This is a genomic window from Pseudomonas sp. EpS/L25, assembly GCF_001512295.1.
In the GTDB taxonomy this organism is placed as follows: domain Bacteria; phylum Pseudomonadota; class Gammaproteobacteria; order Pseudomonadales; family Pseudomonadaceae; genus Chryseomonas.
In genome coordinates this window covers 389,630-407,543 of the sequence record NZ_LNUP01000011.1, presented here as the reverse complement: position 1 = coordinate 407,543, position 17,914 = coordinate 389,630, and the positions used below count along the sequence as shown (strand labels likewise).

Annotated in this window: 13 protein-coding genes; all 13 read left to right on the top strand. The window is 69.5% G+C overall.

Annotation, left to right across the window (positions count from 1 at the left end):
- Positions 1-3: 3 nt before the first annotated feature.
- Genes tssF through tssI form a run of 13 tightly spaced genes read left to right on the top strand, consistent with a single transcriptional unit; the run spans position 4 to position 17,908 of the window.
- Positions 4-1,788 (top strand): type VI secretion system baseplate subunit TssF, encoded by a 1,785-nt coding sequence (tssF, locus tag AR540_RS10920; protein ID WP_059228814.1) that lies wholly within the window; start codon positions 4-6, stop codon positions 1,786-1,788.
- Complete coding sequence (tssG, locus tag AR540_RS10915) at positions 1,752-2,762, top strand: type VI secretion system baseplate subunit TssG (RefSeq protein ID WP_059228812.1); 1,011 nt, start codon at positions 1,752-1,754, stop codon at positions 2,760-2,762. Before tssF ends, tssG begins: the two co-directional genes overlap by 37 nt.
- Positions 2,763-2,777: 15 nt before the next feature.
- Positions 2,778-5,306, top strand: coding sequence for a type VI secretion system ATPase TssH (tssH, locus tag AR540_RS10910; RefSeq protein WP_059228810.1), 2,529 nt, complete (start codon positions 2,778-2,780; stop codon positions 5,304-5,306).
- Positions 5,303-6,799 carry a sigma-54 interaction domain-containing protein gene (locus tag AR540_RS10905; protein ID WP_059228808.1) on the top strand — a complete coding sequence of 499 codons (1,497 nt, stop codon included), beginning with the start codon at positions 5,303-5,305 and terminating at the stop codon, positions 6,797-6,799. Before tssH ends, AR540_RS10905 begins: the two co-directional genes overlap by 4 nt.
- A gap of 12 nt (positions 6,800-6,811) precedes the next feature.
- A complete protein-coding gene (locus AR540_RS26215; RefSeq protein WP_269085530.1) occupies positions 6,812-6,940 on the top strand; it encodes a hypothetical protein in 129 nt (42 codons plus the stop codon).
- 14 nt (positions 6,941-6,954) lie between these two features.
- Entirely contained in the window at positions 6,955-8,142 is a 1,188-nt protein-coding gene (tagH, locus tag AR540_RS10900) for a type VI secretion system-associated FHA domain protein TagH (RefSeq protein ID WP_059228806.1), read from the top strand.
- 1 nt (position 8,143) lies between these two features.
- The gene (gene tssJ / locus AR540_RS10895; RefSeq protein WP_059228804.1) at positions 8,144-8,614 is read left to right on the top strand and encodes a type VI secretion system lipoprotein TssJ; all 471 of its coding nucleotides are present in this window, start codon (positions 8,144-8,146) and stop codon (positions 8,612-8,614) included.
- A 3-nt stretch (positions 8,615-8,617) separates the two neighbouring features.
- Positions 8,618-9,808: a type VI secretion system baseplate subunit TssK gene (gene tssK, locus AR540_RS10890; RefSeq protein WP_059228802.1), complete on the top strand. Its 1,191-nt coding sequence runs from the start codon at positions 8,618-8,620 to the stop codon at positions 9,806-9,808.
- A 2-nt stretch (positions 9,809-9,810) separates the two neighbouring features.
- Positions 9,811-10,695: a type IVB secretion system protein IcmH/DotU gene (gene icmH, locus AR540_RS10885; protein ID WP_059228800.1), complete on the top strand. Its 885-nt coding sequence runs from the start codon at positions 9,811-9,813 to the stop codon at positions 10,693-10,695.
- Positions 10,696-10,709: 14 nt separating this feature from the next.
- Positions 10,710-14,150 carry a type VI secretion system membrane subunit TssM gene (gene tssM / locus AR540_RS10880; RefSeq protein ID WP_059228797.1) on the top strand — a complete coding sequence of 1,147 codons (3,441 nt, stop codon included), beginning with the start codon at positions 10,710-10,712 and terminating at the stop codon, positions 14,148-14,150.
- A complete protein-coding gene (locus AR540_RS10875) occupies positions 14,150-14,881 on the top strand; it encodes a PP2C family protein-serine/threonine phosphatase (RefSeq protein WP_059228795.1) in 732 nt (243 codons plus the stop codon). The genes tssM and AR540_RS10875 overlap by 1 nt, the downstream gene beginning before the upstream one ends.
- The gene (locus AR540_RS10870; RefSeq protein WP_059228793.1) at positions 14,878-15,846 is read left to right on the top strand and encodes a serine/threonine-protein kinase; all 969 of its coding nucleotides are present in this window, start codon (positions 14,878-14,880) and stop codon (positions 15,844-15,846) included. Before AR540_RS10875 ends, AR540_RS10870 begins: the two co-directional genes overlap by 4 nt.
- Before the next feature lie 28 nt (positions 15,847-15,874).
- Positions 15,875-17,908, top strand: a complete 2,034-nt coding sequence (gene tssI, locus AR540_RS10865; protein ID WP_059228791.1) for a type VI secretion system Vgr family protein — start codon at positions 15,875-15,877, stop codon at positions 17,906-17,908.
- Positions 17,909-17,914: the final 6 nt, after the last annotated feature.

Genomic DNA, 17,914 nt, shown 5'->3' with positions numbered 1-17,914 from the left:
TGCATGTCCTTCAATCACTACTACCAGAGCGAGCTGGCGGAATTGCGTCAGTTGGGCGCGCGCTTCGCCGAGCGCAACCCGGCCCTCGCCCCCTTCCTCGGCCAGGGCGGCCAGGACCCGGATGTCGAGCGTCTGCTGGAAGGCTTCGCCTTCCTCACCGGCCGGCTGCGGCAGAAGCTCGACGACGAGTTGCCGGAACTGACCCATTCGCTGCTCAACCTGCTCTGGCCGCACTACCTGCGCCCGCTGCCGAGCTGCGCCATCCTGGAGTTCGACCCGCTACCCGCGCCGGGTGCGGCGCTCGAGGTTCCACGTGGAACGGAGGTGGAATCCCGCCCGCTGGACGAGGTGAGCTGCCGCTTCCGCACCTGTTTCGCCGCCGAGATCCTGCCGCTGCGGGTGGCCGAGGTGGGCTTCGCGCCTCAGGGCGATGGCGCCCGCCTGACCCTGCGACTGGAAGTCACCGGCAACGGCACCCTGGCCGCGCTGGACCTGCGCCAGCTACCGCTGCACCTGGCCGGCGACCGTACTCTCTGCCAGGACCTCTACCTGGCGCTGCTGCACAGCCTGGCTGGCTTGAGTCTCGTGCCGCTGGACGCCCAGGGCGAGCCGCTGACCGACGTCACGGGACGCGAGCGCGTCCTGCCACTGGCAGCCGACCTGGTCCAGCCGCTCGGCTTCGGCAAAGAGGAAGCGCTGCTGCCCTATCCGCCTAATGCCTTCCGCGGCTATCGGCATCTGCAGGAATACTTCGCCTTCCCGGAGAAATTCCTCTTCGTGACGGTACAGGGGCTGACCGCGCTGCAGCGGTTCCCCGAAGAGGTACGCCGCCAGGCCCGCGGGCTGGAGCTGCGTTTCGCGATCAAGCGCATCGCCCGCCAGCCGCTCCTACCCGGGCGCGACAACCTGCGGCTGCACTGCGTGCCGGTGGTCAACCTGTTCCGCCACGACGCCCTGCCGATCCGCCTGGACGGCAAGCGCGACGAGTACCCGCTGTTCCCCGCCGGCCACGGGCGCGAGCACCTGGGCGTGTTCGCCGTGGAGCGGGTGACCGGCTGGAAACCCGGTGGCCTCGGCCATCGCGACTACCTACCCTTCGAATCCTTTGCCCATGACCTGAGTTTCGGCGGCCAGGGTGGCCGGCCCCACTACAGCGTGCGCCAGCGCAGCGCCCTGCTGCATGGCGGCATCGATACCTACCTGGCCTTCGGCGATCCGGGCAACGACCAGGACACCCTGTCCATCGAGTTGACCTGCACCAACCAGAATCTGCCACGGCGCCTGCGCGCCGGCGACCTCTGCCTGCCTACCGAGAACACCCCCGGCGGGCTGGGCTTTCGCAACCTGGCCGCTCCCACCGCCAGCCATGCGCCAGTGCTCTCCGGGGATCGGCTCTGGCAGCTGGTCTCCAACCTGTCGCTCAACTACCTGTCGCTGACCGACGTGGATGCCCTGCGCACGGTGCTGGCCAGCTACGACCTGCCGCGCCAGCACGACCGCCAGGCCGAGCGGGTCAGCCGCCAGCGCCTGGCCGCGCTACAGGCCATCAGCCATCGCCCGGTGGATCGCCTCTATCGCGGCCTGCCGATCCGCGGCATTGCCACCCAGTTGGTCATGGATGCCAGCGGCTTTCGCAGCGAGGGCGAGCTGTACCTGTTCGCCAGCGTGCTCAACGAGTTCTTCGCGCTCTACGCCAGCCTGAATTCCTTCCATCAACTCAGCGTTCGCAGCCTGCAGGGAGAGGTGTACCTATGGACACCGCGCATGGGTCAGCAGCCGCTGATCTGAACCGCTCGGCGCTGTGCCGGGAGATTCGCGAGTACTCGTTGTTCCAAGGCATCCAGCAGGTGCTCAAGAGATTGCACGCCCTGGAACCCGGGCTGACCGAAGACGAGCTGTACGAGCGGCTGGAATTCCATGCCAACCCGAGTCTGGCCTTTCCCGGCAGTGACATCGAGCGGCTGGAATTCGTCGCGGATGGCGGCGGCCTGCGCGCCCGGCTGCAACTCAACCTGGGCTCCCTGATGGGCAGTGGCTCGCCGCTGCCTGCCTTCTACAGCGAGCAGGCCCTGGGCGACGGCGAGCAGCATCGCACCACCCGCGACTTCCTCGACCTCTTCAACCACCGGCTGCATCGACTGCTGCTGCCGATCTGGCGCAAATACCGCTACCACGCCCGCTTCCGCGAGGGCGCCAGTGACGAGCTGTCGGCGCGGCTGTTCAGCCTCATCGGCCTAGGCGCCAGCAGCCTGCGCCAGGCCCCCGAGCTGAACTGGAAGCGCCTGCTGCCCTACCTGGGCCTACTCAGCCTCAAGGTGCACTCGGCAGCGCTGATCGAGGCGGTGCTGCGCTACTACTTCGCGCAGTACGCCCTGCGCCTGGAGCAGTGTCTGGAGCGGCGCGTCGCCATTCCCGCCGAGCAGCAATCCCGGCTCGGTCAGGCCACCGCTCAGCTCGGCCAGACGGCGGTGCTGGGTGTGCAGGTGCGGGATCGGGGCGGCAAGTTCCGCCTGCACCTGCTGGAGCTGGACTGGGAGGCCTTCCATGCCTTCCTGCCGGCGGGCGTCCAGCACGCCGCCCTGCGCGCCCTGCTGCGCTTCACCCTGCGCGACCAGCTGGACTACGACCTGCGCCTGCACCTGCGCCGCGATGAGTTGCGCGAATGGCGCCTCGGCGCCGCCAGCCCCTGCCGCCTGGGCTGGACCACCTGGCTCGGCCTCACCCAGGCCGACGGTCAGGTCACCCTGGCCTGCCACCGTTAATCAAGGACGATCGACATGCTCACCCTGGACCTGCAACACCTCATCGACAGCCTGGCCGCCGCGACGCGTCAGGACCTGGAACAGGCCGCCCAGCGCTGCGTGCGCCGGGGCGGGCGGCAGATCCTCATCGAGGACCTGCTCGCCGTGCTGCTGGACACCCCCGATGGCCTGCTCGGCCGCGCCCTGAGCGCCGCCGAAGTCGACCACCAGGCCTTCGCCGCCACCCTGCAGCCGCGCCCGGGCACTGGCGAAGGTGGCGATCCGGTGTTCAGCCCGGACTTGCTGCTGTGGCTGCAGGACGCCGTGTTGCTGGCGCGCCTGGAGCTGGGACAACCAGCAGTGGACAGCGCCGCCCTGCTGCTGGCGCTGCTGCGCCACCCCGAGCGGCACCTGGGTACCCGCTACGGGCGCCTGCTGGCGCAGGTGGACGCCGCCCAGTTGCTGGATTACGTGCAGGCCCAGCAGCCGTCAGCTCCGGACACCACCAACGATTCGCCATTGAGCCGCTTCACCCATGACCTCAGCGCCCAGGCCCGCGCTGGACAGCTGGACCCGGTGCTGGGTCGCGATGCCGAGATCCGCCAGCTGGTGGACATCCTCTCGCGACGGCGCAAGAACAATCCCCTGGTGGTGGGCGAGGCCGGGGTCGGCAAGACCGCCCTAGTCGAGGGCCTGGCGCTGCGCATCGCCGCTGGCGAGGTGCCGGACAGCCTGCGCCGGGTAGAGGTGCGCACCCTCGACCTCGGCTTGCTGCAGGCCGGTGCCAGCGTCAAGGGCGAGTTCGAGCGCCGCCTGCAGGGGGTGATCGATGCCGTGCGCCAGGCGCTCCAGCCTATCGTCCTGTTCATCGACGAGGCCCACACCCTGATCGGCGCCGGCGGGCCGGTCGGCGGTTCCGATGCCGCCAACCTGCTCAAGCCGGCGCTAGCTCGCGGCGAGCTGCGCACCATCGCCGCCGCCACCTGGGGCGAGTACAAGAAGTACTTCGAGAAGGACCCGGCCCTGGCGCGGCGCTTCCAACCAGTGAAGCTGGACGAATTCGACGTTCCCACTGCCATCGCCGTGCTGCGCGGCCTGGCACCGACCTATGCCGAGAGCCATGGCGTCTATCTGCGCGACGACGCCGTGGTCGCCGCCGCCGAGCTGGCCGCCCGCTACCTCAGCGGGCGCCAGCTGCCCGACAAGGCGGTGGACGTGCTCGACACCTGCTGCGCCCAGGTGCGCATCAGCCTGGCCTGTCCGCCCGCCGCGCTGGAACAACTGCGCGAGCGTCTGGCCGCTACTGAGCGCGCCCTGAGCGCCGCCCAGCGCGATGCCGACCATGGCCTATCGATCGAGGCGGCCACCCTGGATGAGCTGGCCGCCAGCCTGGATACCGATCGTCGGGCGGCCACCGTCTTGCAGCAGGCCTGGGAGCAGCAGCGCGCCCTCGCCGAGCGCATCCTGGCCCTGCGCACGGTCGGCAGCCACGCAGAACTGATCGCTACCCAGACCGAACTGGCGCAACTGCAAGCCCAGGGCGAGCGCCTGGTCAGCCTGGAGGTCTGCCCGCAGCTAGTGGCCGAGGTGATCAGCGTCTGGACTGGCATCCCGGCGAGCCAGCTCGCCCGCCGCCATGACCAACGCCTCGCCCGCTTCGCCGGCGACCTGCGTGCCCGCCTGCGTGGCCAGGAGCAGGCGGTGCTGGCCCTGGATCGCGCCCTGCGCGCCGCGGCCGTGGGCCTCAACGCCCCCGAGGCGCCGGTGGGCGTCTTCCTGCTGGTCGGCCCCAGCGGCGTCGGCAAGACCGAAACCGCCCTGGCGCTGGCCGAGCTGCTCTATGGCGGCGAACGCTTCCTCACCACGATCAATCTCTCGGAATTCGCCGAGAAGCACAGCGTCTCCCGGCTGATCGGCGCCCCGCCCGGCTACGTCGGCTACGGCGAAGGTGGCCTGCTCACCGAGGCGGTCCGCCGCCAACCCTATTCGGTGGTGCTGCTGGACGAGGTGGAAAAGGCCGACCCGGAGGTGCTCAACCTCTTCTACCAGATCTTCGACCGCGGCCAGGCCACCGATAGCGAAGGTCGGCAGGTGGATTTTCGCAACGTGCTCTTCCTGCTCACCTCCAACCTGGCCAGTGGCGAGATCCAGCGCCTCTGCGCCGAGGGCCGCCCGGACGTGGCCAGCCTCACGGAGGCGATCCGCCCCACCCTCTCCCGGCACTTCAAGCCGGCGCTGCTGGCGCGACTGCGCGTGGTGCCCTACTACCCACTGGATGACGCGCTGCTGCGCGAGCTGATCGTGCTCAGGCTCGACCGCCTCGGCGTCCGGCTGGCCACCCGCCGGATCGCCTTCAGCTATGCCCCGGCCCTACTGGACGAACTGGCGATGCATTGCCTGGACGCCGACAGCGGCGCCCGCCGGATCGATCTGCTGCTGGAGCAACGGGTGCTGCCGTTGCTCACCGACCGCCTGCTCGCTGCCTTGGCCGAAGGCCGCACGCCACGCCAGTTGCACCTCGCCTGCAGCGACCAGGGCGAGTTTCTCTGCGAGGTGACGGCATGACCCTGTCCAGCGCTCCAGAAGCGCTCCTGCCGCTGTTCATCGAACTCGGCCAGCACGACGATCCCGCCCGGCTCGCCCTTGGCCTGGTCGAGGGGATCCAGCACCTGCTCGAGCTCGACCTGGTGCAGTACTACCGCCTGGACGCCACCCATACCCAGCTGGTGCGCCTGGCCCAGAGCCTGGACGGCACGGCCACCTTGACCGGCGACAGTCTGCCGCTGGAGCAGGAGAGCCTGCTGCACTATTGCCTCTCGCAGAATCGGAGCCTGCACCTGCGCGAACTGGACCCGCTGCTGCACACCACCCCCTTCCTGCCCGGCGACGGTTGGCGCAGCCTCGGCTGCCTGCCGCTGTGCGGTCCGGGCGGTGGCGTCGAAGGCCTGCTGGTCCAGGCCAGCCGCACCCGCCGCGACCTGGAAGCCGACGCCGACCGGCTGGCCCCGCTCGGACGCTTTGCCCTGGCGCAGGGCCAGTTGCTGGAGCGTGCCCAGGCCCAGCCGCTGGGCGCCGCCACGCCCAGGCCGACGGCACCGGCAGCGGGCGAAGGCTTCGGCATGATCGGCGATGGCGGTGCCATGCGGCAGGTGCACCGGCTGATCGGCAAGGTGCTGCACACTCCCATCACCGTGCTGCTCACCGGCGAGACCGGCACCGGCAAGGAACTGGTGGCCCGCGCCATCCACGAACGCGGCTCACGGCGCACCCAGCCCTTCGTGGTGCAGAACTGCGCGGCGCTGCCCGAGCACCTGCTGGAGAGCGAACTCTTCGGCTACCGCAAGGGCGCCTTCACCGGTGCCGAGCGCGATCGTGCCGGCCTGTTCGATGCGGCCAACGGTGGCACCCTGTTCCTCGACGAGATCGGCGACATGCCGCTGCCCCTGCAGGCCAAGCTGCTGCGGGTGCTGCAGGAAGGCGAGGTGCGTCCCCTGGGCAGCGCCGAGACCCATAAAGTCGACGTGCGCATCGTCGCGGCCACCCACCGCAACCTGCTGCGCCTGGTGGAACAAGGCACCTTCCGCGAAGACCTCTACTACCGCCTCACCCATTTCCCCATCCAGCTGCCGCCCCTGCGCGAACGCGGCGAAGACCTGCCGCTGTTGGCCCGCCACTTCGCCGACCAGGCCTGCGCCTACCTGCAGCGTTCGCGCTGCCGCTGGTCCAGCGCCGCCCTGGACCTGCTGGCCGGCTACGCCTTTCCCGGCAACGTCCGCGAACTCAAGGGCCTGGTGGAGCGCGCCGTGCTGCTGTGCGACGGCAACGAACTGCTGCCCGAGCACTTCGCCATCCGCCCCACTACCCTCGCCACGCCCACCAACGGCCTGACCCTACGCGAGCGGCTGGACCAGCTCGAACGCGGCCTGCTGGTGGACTGCCTGCGCAAGAACCGCGGCAACCAGACCCAGGCCGCACAGGAGCTGGGCCTGCCGCGCCGCACCCTGCTCTATCGCCTGCAGCGACTGAGCATCCGCAGCACCGATCTGCAACTTTCCTGAAGAGGAGTCGCCATGACCTCGTTACTTCGCCCCTTGCTGCTGCTGAGCCTGCTGACCCTGGCGGCCTGCCATGCAGCGCCCAAGGACCTGCAGGACTATCGCCCGCTTGGCGAGCCCCAGACACCCCATCGCCTCACCTAGGACAGGACGTCACCATGGAACTGGTATTCGACCTGGTCGGCAGCCGTCAGCAGCTGCCCGGACTGCTCAGCCAAAAGACCTTTCGCCACGTCGGCGGACTCATCGGCCGTAGCGAGGACTGCGACTGGTACCTGCCCGATCCGCAGCGGGTGCTGTCCGGTCAGCATGCCCGCATCAGCTACAGCGAGGGGGACTATTTCCTCACCGACCTGAGCAGCAACGGCGTCCAGCTCGCCGACGGCCAGCGTCTGAACAAGGGCGAGCCCTGGCGCATCCAGCATGGCCAGACCTTCATCCTGGGCGGCTTCACCCTCGCCGCCCGGCTGATCCGCGATCCCGCCGGCTTCGCCGACGACTTCAGTGTCCCCAGCGGCCACCAGGGACTGATCCCGGACGACGCCTTCCTCGAACTGGACCCGCTGCAGGCCCTGGAGCGCCGCGACCCCCACGGCCTCGACGAACTCGAGGGTCACGATCCCTTCGCCAGCGACGCCACCCGCAGCGACTATGCCCGGGTGGACCTGGACAGCCTGGGCATTCCTGCCCTGGTACCGGAGGCAGCGGCCCCGGCGGTGGAACGTCCGACGAAGCCCCAACGCCAGGCGCCGGCCTTCTGGCAGGGCTTCGGCGAGGCCCTCGGCCTGGACCTGACCCACCTCGACGACGGCGCGCGCGAGGCCCTGGCCCTGGAGGCTGCCCGCCTGCTGCGCCTGGCCACCCAGGGCCTGCATGGCTGCCTGCGAACCCGCAACGAGACGCGCAACGAATTGCGCCTGCCGCTCACCACGGTGCAGAGCAATGGCAACAATCCGCTCACCTTCGCCGCCGATGGCGATGCCGCCCTGGCCCAACTGCTGCGCCCCAATATCGTCGGTCAACTGCCGGCCGATCAGGCGCTGCTGCGCGCCTGTCGCGAACTCCAGGCCCATCAGGTCGGCCTGGTCGCCGCCAGTCGCCAGGCGGTGCTGGCCACCCTCGAACAGCTGGCGCCAGCCCAGTGCGAAGCCCGCCTGGAGCGCGAGGGCCGCCGCCCGCGCTGGGGCCGCGATGCCACCCTCTGGCGCGCCTGGCAACGCCAGTACCGCGAACTGCGCCAGGACGACGACTGGCGCGAGCGGCTGTTCGCCAAGGACTTCGCCCAGGCCTATACCGACCAGGTTCGCCTGATCGCCACCCTCGACCCCACCCGGCAAGGACGCTGACATGACCCTCCTCCTACGCCTATGCGCCTTCGGCCTTACCCTACTGCTGGGCGCCTGCACCAGCCCAAAGACCGCGGACCCGACCCTGCTCGACCTGACCCTGAACGGCGGCGACGACCTCAATCCCGATCTCAACGGGCGGCCCTCGCCACTGGTGGTGCGGCTGATCGAGCTGAAGAATCCGGTGGGCTTCGAGAACGCCGACTTCTTCCCGCTCTACGAGAACGCCAAGCAGATCCTCGCCCCGGACTGGGTGGCCGAGGAAGAGCTCGAACTGCGCCCCGGCGAAGCCCGCGAACTCAAGCTCAAGGTGCAAGGCGACAGCCGCTACGTCGGCATCTACGGCGCCTATCGCAACCTCGGCGGCAGCCAGTGGCGCCAGGTCATCCAGCTCAAGCCCAACGCCCTGGCCCGGGTGCGCCTGCAGCTCACGGCCGCGGGCATCCAGCCTGCCCCGGCGGCCAAGGAGTAGGTCATGCAGCAACTCAAGGTGATCTGGCAGGAAGGCATGTTGCTGCGCCCGCAGCACTTCCAGCAGAACGACCGCTACCACGCCCAGCAATTGCAGACCCGCACCCGGCGCCTGGGCGAACCGGCCTGGGGCTTCTTCGAACTGGCCCTCGACCGGCAATTCCTCGCCATGGGCAAGCTGGTGGTGAGCCAGGCCAGCGGCATCCTGCCCGACGGCACCCTGTTCGAGCTGGGCGCCGACAGCGAACCCCTGGCTCTCGACGTCCCGGCCAACACCTGCGACAGCGCGGTCTGGCTGGCCCTGCCGCTCGCCAGCGGCCAGCACGTGGAAAGCCGCCCGGCGGACCAGGACGAGATCATCGCCCGCTACCTGAGCGTCGACCGCGAGATCCCCGACTCCCATGCCGGCTTCGGCGAGCTCGGCGCGGTCACCTGTGGCCGGCCCGATTTCCGCCTGCTACTGGACGACCATCCCCGTCTGGACGCCTACGTCCGCCTGCAGGTCTGCCAGATCCTGGAGGCCGCCCCGGACGGCAGCCTGGGCACCGCGGAGATCGGCGACTTCCTGCTGCTGCAACTGGTCAATCGCCACGAGGCGGTCCTGCGCCACTGCCTGGACTACGAACAGCTGCATCCACGCAGCCTGTTCCGCGAACTGCTCGCCCTGCACGGCGAACTGGCCACCTTCGCCGCCGCCGACAAGCGTCCCGCCCAGGCGCTGCACTATCGCCACTCCGACCAGGGTGGCAGCTTCGAGCCGCTGTTCCAGGCCCTGCGCCAGGCGCTGTCCATGGTGCTCGAACAGCACGCCCTGCCGTTGCCGCTGCAACAGCGCCAGTACGGCATCCAGGTCGCGCCCTTGCAGGATCACGGCCTGCTGGCCACTGCCAGCTTCGTGCTCATCGCCGGGGCCGACTGCAGCAGCGAGGAACTGCGCCAGCGCCTGCCGGCGCATCTCAAGGTGGGCCCGGTGGAGCGCATCCGCCAGTTGGTCAACCTGCATCTGCCAGGGCTGACGCTCAAGGCGTTGCCGGTGGCGCCACGGCAACTGCCGTTCCATGCCGACAAGGCCTACTTCGCCCTCGAACTCACCCCCGCCGACCTCGCCCTGCTCGAACAGTCCGGCGGCTTCGCCTTCCATGTCTCCGGCACCTTCCCGAGCCTCGACCTCGCTTTCTGGGCGATCAGGAGCTAAGCATGCATACCGCCACCGACTACGGCCGGGACGACAAGACCGTGGTGCTCAGCCGCCACGGCCACGGCCCGGATGCCCCGCGCAGTCCGCTCACCGACTTCAGCGAGCCACCGCGCTACGCCCAGCTGGAAGAACGCATGGTCCAGGCCGCCCGCCTGCGTCCAGGCGAGGCCCTGAACCTGAGCATCAACCCGCTGGTGGGCGCCGCGGCGCCGCTGCTCTCCGAGGTGGTGCGCCTGCGCCAGAGCTACACCGCCGAAGACCTGCACGTACTCAAGGAACGCCTGGCCGCCACCCTGCGACTGTTCGAGCAGCGCGCCCTGGCCGACGGCATGGACAGCGGCGAAGTCATGGCGGCGCGCTACGCCCTCTGCACCACGGTCGACGAAGCCGTGGTCACCACTCCCTGGGGCAACGCCGGCGACTGGTCACAACTCAGCCTGCTCAGCAGCTTCCACAACGAAACCTTCGGCGGCGAGAAATTCTTCCTGCTGCTGGAACGCCTCAGCCGCAACCCGGCCAAGCACCTGGCGCTGCTGGAACTGCTCTACCTCTGCCTGGCGCTGGGTTTCGAAGGCAAGTACCGCGTGCTGCCGCGCGGCACGCTCGAGCTGGAGGCCATCCGCGACAGCCTCTACCGGCAGATCCGCCAGCTGCGCGGCGACGTCCCCCGCGAGCTGTCGCCGCACTGGCAGGGCCTGGACGCCAAGCCGCGGCGGCTGGTGCGCCTGGTGCCCTGGTGGCTGGTCGGGCTGTTCACCCTGATCTGCCTGGGCAGCCTCTACGGTGGCTTCCGCCTGGTGCTGGACCAGCAGCGCGACAGCCTGCTGGAGCACTATCCGGGTCGCCCCGCCGCCGCGACCTCCCCCACCGCTCCCCACGCCTGACACGGATCGCCGTCATGAAAGGACTCATCATCGCACTCGGGCGCAGCCTGCGCCGTCCCTGGGCCTGGACCCTACTCGTAACCCTCGGCCTGGGCAGCCTGGTCTGGACCCTCGGCCCACTGCTGGCCTTCGCCGGCCACAGCCCCTGGGCCTCGATCACCCACCGCCTGGCCACCCTCTGCGGCCTGTTCCTGGCCTGGGGCCTAGGCATGGTCGTGCTGCAGGGCTGGCAGAACCGCAAGCGTCGGCAGCGCCTCGCCACCGAGGAAGGCCAGCAAGACCAGCTGCGCGCCGAACGCATCAACGACGAGGCCCACGAACTGCAGGCCCGCGCCCGCGACGCCCAGCGCACCCTGCACGGCGCTGGTCTCTATCGCGGTCGCAGCCAGCGCTGGCGCCGCGAATTGCCGCACTACCTGCTGCTGGGGCCGGAAGGCGCCGGCAAGACCGCCCTGCTGGACTTCTCCGGCCTGGACTTCCCGCTCAATGGCGAGAAATCGCGGCTGACCCGGGACGTCAGCGGCACCCGCTACTGCGACTGGTACTTCGCCGAACAAGGCGTGCTGCTGGATACCGCCGGCCGCTACCTGACCCAGGGTGATGCCCCGGTGGACAGCAGCGCCTGGCTGACCCTGTTGCGGCTTTTGCGCCGCCAGCGCCGCACCCGCCCGCTCAACGGCATCCTCGTCGCCCTGCCGGTGGAGCGGCTGGCGAGCGGCAACGAGGTCGAACTGGAAATCCTGGCCCGCCAGGTCCGCGCCCGGCTACATGACGTCACTCGCGAACTCAGGGTGGAGGTCCCCGTCTACCTGGTGCTGACCCAGGCCGACCGCCTGTCCGGCTTCGGCGCCTTCTTCGACGGCCTCTCCCGCGAGGAGAGCGAACAGGTCCTCGGCACCACCTTCCGCGAGGCCCAGAACGGCACCGACACCACGATCCTGCGCCAGGAATTCGAGGAACTGCTGCGTCGCCTCAATAGCCAGGTCATCCCGCGCATCCACCAGGAGCGCGACGGCCAGCGGCGCGGCCAGATCCTCGACTTCCCGCACCAGCTCGGTCGTCTGGCCGACGGTCTAACCCTGTTCGTCGAACTGGCCTTCTCCGGCAATCGCTACCAGCGCGCCGCCCAGCTGCGCGGCTTCTACCTGACCAGCACCCCGGCGCTGACCCAGACGCTCGACGCCCAGACCCAGGGCATCGGCGACCAGCTCGGCCTGCCCAGCACCCTGCTGCCCCAGTACCGTAGCGGCCAGCCGCGCTTCATCCGCCAGCTGTTCAGTCGGGTGATCTTCCCCGAGGCCAGCCTGGCCGGTCTCGACCAGCGCGAGGTACGGCGGCTGAGCTGGGGGCAGCGCGGTCTCTACGCCGCAGCCCTTGCCGGCCTGGCCCTGAGCGCGGCACTCTGGACCAGCAGCTTCGGCAACAACCACGAGCGCCTGGAACGCCTGCGCGACCTGGCGCAGCACGGCCAGCAGGCGCGCAGCCAGCTCAAGCCCGGCGCCGATGCCCGCGCCCTGCTGCCGCTGCTGGACAACGCCTACGCCGGCACCCAGGTCTTTCCCGCCGCCGGCGCCACGCCACTGCGCGAGCGCACCGGGCTCTACCAGGGCGACGCGGTGCGTCCCACCACCGACGCCGCCTACCGTCAGGCGCTGGAAAGCTACCTGCTGCCGCGCCTCAAGGCGCAGCTGGAAGAACGCATCCGCGGCAGCCTCGGCGACCGCGAACGGCTGATCGGCCATCTGCGCGCCTACCTCATGCTGCAGCTACCCGAGCGCCGCGACGCCCGTGCCCTGCGCGACTGGGCCACGGCCGACTGGTCGCAGCGCTATCCCGGCGATGCCCTGACCCAGAACAGTCTCGACACCCACCTGGCCCGGCTGCTGGAACAAGGCTTCGCCGCTTACGCGGTGGACGCCCAGCTGGTCAGTCAGGCGCGCCAGGTACTGCGCAGCGAATCCCTCGCCACGGTGGTGTATCGCATCCTGCGCGACCAGGCCAGCGGCCTGCCGGTCTATCGCCTGAGCCAGCACCTGGGACCCCAGGCCCTGGCCTTCGAAGGCGCCGACTACCCCATCCCCGGCTTCTATACCCGCCAGGGCTACGAGCAGACCTTCTCCACCCACGGTCTCGCCGTGATCCGCGATCTGGCCGCCGACAACTGGGTGCTGGGCGATGGCGACGGCATCACCGGCATGGACCTGCGCCACCTGCAGGTGGAACTGGAACAGCTCTACTTCCGCGACTACGCCAATCTCTGGAGCGAAGCCCTCGCCCGGGTGACCCTGCAACCGGTGGGCGATGCCAACCAGGGTGCCCTGCTGCTGGCCGGGCTGACCTCGGCCAACTCGCCCCTGCTGCAGCTGCTGCTGGAGGTGCGCAACAACACCCGCCTGACCGCCGTCGCCAGCGACGCCACCGGCCAGGGTGACCCTCTGCCGGATACCGCGCGGCGCAGCCTACAGACCCGCTTCGAGAACCTGCACCAACTGCTCGACGGCCAGGGCACCGCCGTGGCCGATCTCGCGCCCACCATGGCCGCCCTCAACGACCTGCAGCAGCAACTGGCCGGCCTGGCCCACGCCAGCGCCCCGGAACAGGCCGCCTTCGACCTGGCCAAGGCGCGCATGGCCGGCAACCGCGATGCCCTGAACAGCCTGCGCACCGCCGCCAGCCGCCTGCCGGTCCCGGTCAACAGTTGGCTCGGCCTGCTGGCGGACGACAGCTGGAACCTCATCCTGGCCGGCGCCTACGACTACCTCAACGACCGCTACCAGAGCGAGTTGCTGGCGAGCTACCGCAACGGCCTGGACAAGCGCTATCCGTTCAAGGCCGATAGCGAGAGCGACGTCTCCCTGGCCGACTTCCGCGAGTTCTTCAAGGCCCAGGGGACCGCCGACACCTTCTTCGATACCTACCTCAAGCCCTTCGTGATTCGCAGCGACAATGCCTATCGCCTCCGTGCCATCGATGGCCACAGCCTGCCGCTGTCGCGCGAGCTCCTCATCCAGATGGGCCGCACCCAGCAGATCCGCCGCGGCTTCTTCGCCGAGAATCCGGCCGAGCCGGGCATCGTCTTCAAGCTCGAACCCTACTCCCTGGACCCGAGCCTGACCCGCGCCGACCTCGCCATCGGCAAGGAGCGCCTGGAATATCGCCATGGTCCCATCGTCGCCGCCACCTTCCGCTGGCCGCAGAGCGACGCCCTGAGAACCACCCTGGTGCTGGAAGAGCTGGGCGGTCGCCGCGTGGGCCTGCAGCAGGACGGCAGCGCCTGGTCGCTGTTCCGCCTGCTGGATCGGCTGAAGCTGCAACAGCACAGCGCCCGCGACGTCATGCTCGTCCAGGCCGATCTCGAAGGACGCCATGCCGGCTACCTGCTGTCCAGCCAGCGCTCGCCCAACCCCTTCGACCTGGCCACCCTGCGCGGCTTCAAGCTGCCGGAGCGGCTGTGATGAGCCTGGCCCTGAGCAGCGCCCGCAGCCATCCCGGCAAGGTCCGGGCGCGGAACGAGGACGCCCTGCTGGAGCGCGCCGCCGAGGGGCTCTGGGCCGTCGCCGACGGCATGGGCGGCCATCAGGAAGGCGCCCGTGCCAGTCGCCTGGTGGTGGAGCGCCTCGCCGAACTGGCGCTGGGCGGCAGCCTCGACGAGCGGCTGGAGCAGGTCCGCCTGGTGCTGCACGAGGTGAATCGACGCCTCACCCAGGACCTCACGGTGCTCGCCGACAGCGCCGAGCGCCTGATCGGCACCACCGTGGTGGCGCTGCTGCTGGCGGACGGCGAAGCCGCCTGCGTCTGGGCGGGCGACAGCCGCGCCTATCTCTGGCGCGGCAACCAGCTCTACCAGCTGACCCGCGATCACAGCCTGCTGGAGCGGCTGGTCGAGGTCGAAGGCCTGACGCCGCAACAGGCCACCCGTCATCCCAGCGCCCGCGCCCTGACCCGCGCCCTGGGCGCCCAGGATGAGCTGGCGCTGGACATCGTCCGCTTCGAACTGCTGGCCGGTGATCGCCTGCTGCTCAGCAGCGACGGCCTGCACGGCGCCCTGGAAGAACGCACCCTGGGCGCCGCCCTCTCGCTACCCACGCCAGCGGTGGCCCTGGAGCGGTTGCTCGATGGCGTCCTGCAAGGGCCGGCGCGGGACAACCTCACCGCCATCGTCATCCATCCCCTGGAGGCCGCATGAACGACCAGGCGCTTTCCCTCGACGAAGGCCTCACCCATTTCGCCTTCGCCCAACCCACCGCGGTGCCCGTCACCCGTCAGCTGGCGCCCCTGCCGGAATTGCTCGGCGGACGCTATCAGCTGGAAACCCTGCTGGGGGTCGGCGGCATGGGCGCCGTCTATCGCGCCCGCGATCTCTTGCGCGAACAGTACGGCGATCCGGCGCCCCAGGTGGCGGTCAAGGTGCTCAACGACGACTTCGCCGAATACAGCGATGCCAACGCCCTGCTCTACGGCGAATTCGCCCGCACGGTGCGGCTGCGTCACCCCCACATCGTGCGGCTGCATGGTTTCGAGGTGGATCGCGACAGCGAGCGCGCCTTCATCACCCTCGAACTGCTGCGCGGGCCGACCCTCGACGCCCTGCTCTGCGACCGTCCCGATGGTCTTTCCTGGCCGGAGCTGCAGGAGATCGCCCTGCCGCTGCTGGATGCCCTGCACTTCGCCCATACCCAGGGCGTGCTGCACGGCGACCTCAAGCCCAGCAACGTGATCCTTACCGACAGCGGTCTGCGCCTGTTCGACTTCGGTCTCGGCCAGCCCTGCGAAGACCTGCTACCCGGCCTACCACGCCTGAGTCGCGGCCGCTTCAACGCCTGGACGGTGCGCTATGCCTCCCTCGAATTGCTCGAAGAGGGCCTGCTGACACCGGCAGGCGACCTCTACGCCTGCGCCTGCGTGCTCTATGAACTGGCCACCGGCAAGCACCCCTATCGCCGCCTCAGCGCCAAGCAGGCCCGCAGTATGCAGATCGAACCCGAGCGGCCGCAGGACATGCCACTCCCCGCCTGGCAGGTGCTGCGCCGGGCGTTGGCAATCGATCCTGCCCAGCGCCAGCAGCATCTCGGCGAATGGCGCGCCCTGTGGCAGACCGCCGCTCAACCGGCGCGGCGCTGGTGGCAGCGGCTGGCGCCACGTTCCACGTGAAACCCTTACCACGTCAGGAAGACTCGTCATGTTCAACCCTGCCACTACACCCGGCTTCACTCTTACCCTGCCGGGCCTCACCCACGATTTCCAGGTGTTGGCCTTCCACGGGCAGGAAGCCCTCAACCAGCCCTATCGCTTCGAGCTGGAACTGGTCAGCGAAAAGGCCGACTGGCCCCTGGAGCAGCTGCTGCATCGCCCAGCCTGGCTGAGCCTGGCACCCAGCGGTCCGGGTATCCACGGCCTGCTCGGCGCCGTCACCCAGGGCGACTCGGGCAGGCGGCTGACCCGCTATCGCGTGGAGCTGGTCCCGCGCCTGACCTACCTGGCCCAGCGCACCAATTCGCGCATCTTCCAGCATCTCACGGTGCCACAGATCCTCGCGCGCCTGCTCGAAGAGCACGGCATCCTGGAAGGTGCCTATCGCCTGGCCCTCGGCCCGACACCCTATCCCGCCCGTGACTACTGCGTGCAATACGGCGAGAGCGACCTGCACTTCCTCGACCGACTCTGCGAGGAAGAAGGCATCCACTACCACTTCGAACACCAGCCGGAGGGCGCCGTGCTGGTCTTCGGCGACGACGCCACCGGCTTTCCGCGCCTGGCCGCCACGGCCTATCACCCCGGCAGCGGCCAGGTCGCCGAGCGCCCGGTCATTCGCCGCTTGCAAGTGGGCCTGCAGACCCGCAGCAGCCAGCTCACCCTGCGCGACCAAGACCCGCTGCAACCCCGGCTGCGCCTGGAAAGCCGCAGCGACGCCGAGCAACAGCCGGTGCTGGAACACTACACCTTTCCCGCCGGCTTCCACGACCGCACCCGCGGCAAGCAACTCAGCAGCCGCGGCCTGGAAGCCCTGCGCGCCGACAGCCAGGCAGCCGAGGGCCACGGCGACCAACCCAGCCTGAGCAGCGGCCATTTCCTGCCGCTGACCGAGCACCCCCGCGCGGACTGGAATCAGCTGTGGCTACTCACCCGCATCGACCACGAGGGTCGCCAACCCCAGGTGCTGGAAGAAGGCCTCGGCACGCCTGACCTGTTGCCCCCCAGCGACGACGGCTGGACCCAGGGCTATCGCAACCGCTTCACCGCCATTCCCTGGCAACTGCCTTTTCGCCCGGAGCGCCGCCACGCCAAGCCGCGGCTGCTCGGCCAGCAGAGCGCCGTGGTCACCGGCCCGGCCGGCGAAGAGATCCATTGCGACGCCCTGGGTCGGGTCAAGGTGCAATTCCATTGGGACCGCGAAGGCCAGGCCGACGAGCGCACCAGTTGCTGGCTAAGAGTCGCCAGCGGCTGGGCCGGCAATGGCCACGGCGCCCTGGCCGTACCGCGGATCGGCATGGAAGTGCTGGTGGGCTTTCTCGAAGGCGATCCCGACCAGCCCCTGGTCACCGGCTGCCTGTACCACGCCGAGCATCGGCCGCCTCTGGATCTGCCCAAGGACAAGACCCGCAGCTCTTTCAAGACCCTGAGCAGCCCGGGCGGTGGCGGCTACAACGAAGTACGCATCGAGGATCGCCAGGGCCAGGAAGAAATCCACGTCCACGCCCAACGCGACTGGGACGAACACATCCGCCACGACCACCGCAGCGAGATCGGCCACGAGCGCCACCAACGCATTCGCGGCAACAGCTACAGCGAACTGCACGCCGAAGAGCACCGCCTGGTCCACGGCGCGCGCAAGGCCGAGGTCAAGGCCAGCGACCACTTGCTGATCGGCGGCAGCCAGCACCTCAAGCTGGGGGCGGGCCAGTACCTCGAAGCCGGCCAGGAAATCCACCTCAAGGCCGGCGACAAGGTCGTCCTCGAAGCCGGCACCGAACTGACCCTCACCGCCGGCGGCAGCTTCATCAAGCTCGACCCCAGCGGCATCACCCTGGTCGGCCCCCTCGCCCGCCTCAACGCCGGCGGCTCACCGGGCAATGGCTCCGGCATCGCCCTGCAACTGCCACGGCCGCCGGGCAGCGCCCACGAGGACGAAGCCGGGAAAACGAACCAACTGGCCCTGGCCAACGATCCCGTAGAGCCCAAGAAAAGCGTCAAGGACTACCCGCTTTCGCTCTGAACCTTG

Coding starts and splice junctions, on each gene's coding strand:
- tssF (WP_059228814.1), top strand. CDS start 4: ATGTCCTTCAATCACTACTACCAGAGCGAGCTGGCGGAATTGCGTCAG.
- tssG (WP_059228812.1), top strand. CDS start 1,752: ATGGACACCGCGCATGGGTCAGCAGCCGCTGATCTGAACCGCTCGGCG.
- tssH (WP_059228810.1), top strand. CDS start 2,778: ATGCTCACCCTGGACCTGCAACACCTCATCGACAGCCTGGCCGCCGCG.
- AR540_RS10905 (WP_059228808.1), top strand. CDS start 5,303: ATGACCCTGTCCAGCGCTCCAGAAGCGCTCCTGCCGCTGTTCATCGAA.
- AR540_RS26215 (WP_269085530.1), top strand. CDS start 6,812: ATGACCTCGTTACTTCGCCCCTTGCTGCTGCTGAGCCTGCTGACCCTG.
- tagH (WP_059228806.1), top strand. CDS start 6,955: ATGGAACTGGTATTCGACCTGGTCGGCAGCCGTCAGCAGCTGCCCGGA.
- tssJ (WP_059228804.1), top strand. CDS start 8,144: ATGACCCTCCTCCTACGCCTATGCGCCTTCGGCCTTACCCTACTGCTG.
- tssK (WP_059228802.1), top strand. CDS start 8,618: ATGCAGCAACTCAAGGTGATCTGGCAGGAAGGCATGTTGCTGCGCCCG.
- icmH (WP_059228800.1), top strand. CDS start 9,811: ATGCATACCGCCACCGACTACGGCCGGGACGACAAGACCGTGGTGCTC.
- tssM (WP_059228797.1), top strand. CDS start 10,710: ATGAAAGGACTCATCATCGCACTCGGGCGCAGCCTGCGCCGTCCCTGG.
- AR540_RS10875 (WP_059228795.1), top strand. CDS start 14,150: ATGAGCCTGGCCCTGAGCAGCGCCCGCAGCCATCCCGGCAAGGTCCGG.
- AR540_RS10870 (WP_059228793.1), top strand. CDS start 14,878: ATGAACGACCAGGCGCTTTCCCTCGACGAAGGCCTCACCCATTTCGCC.
- tssI (WP_059228791.1), top strand. CDS start 15,875: ATGTTCAACCCTGCCACTACACCCGGCTTCACTCTTACCCTGCCGGGC.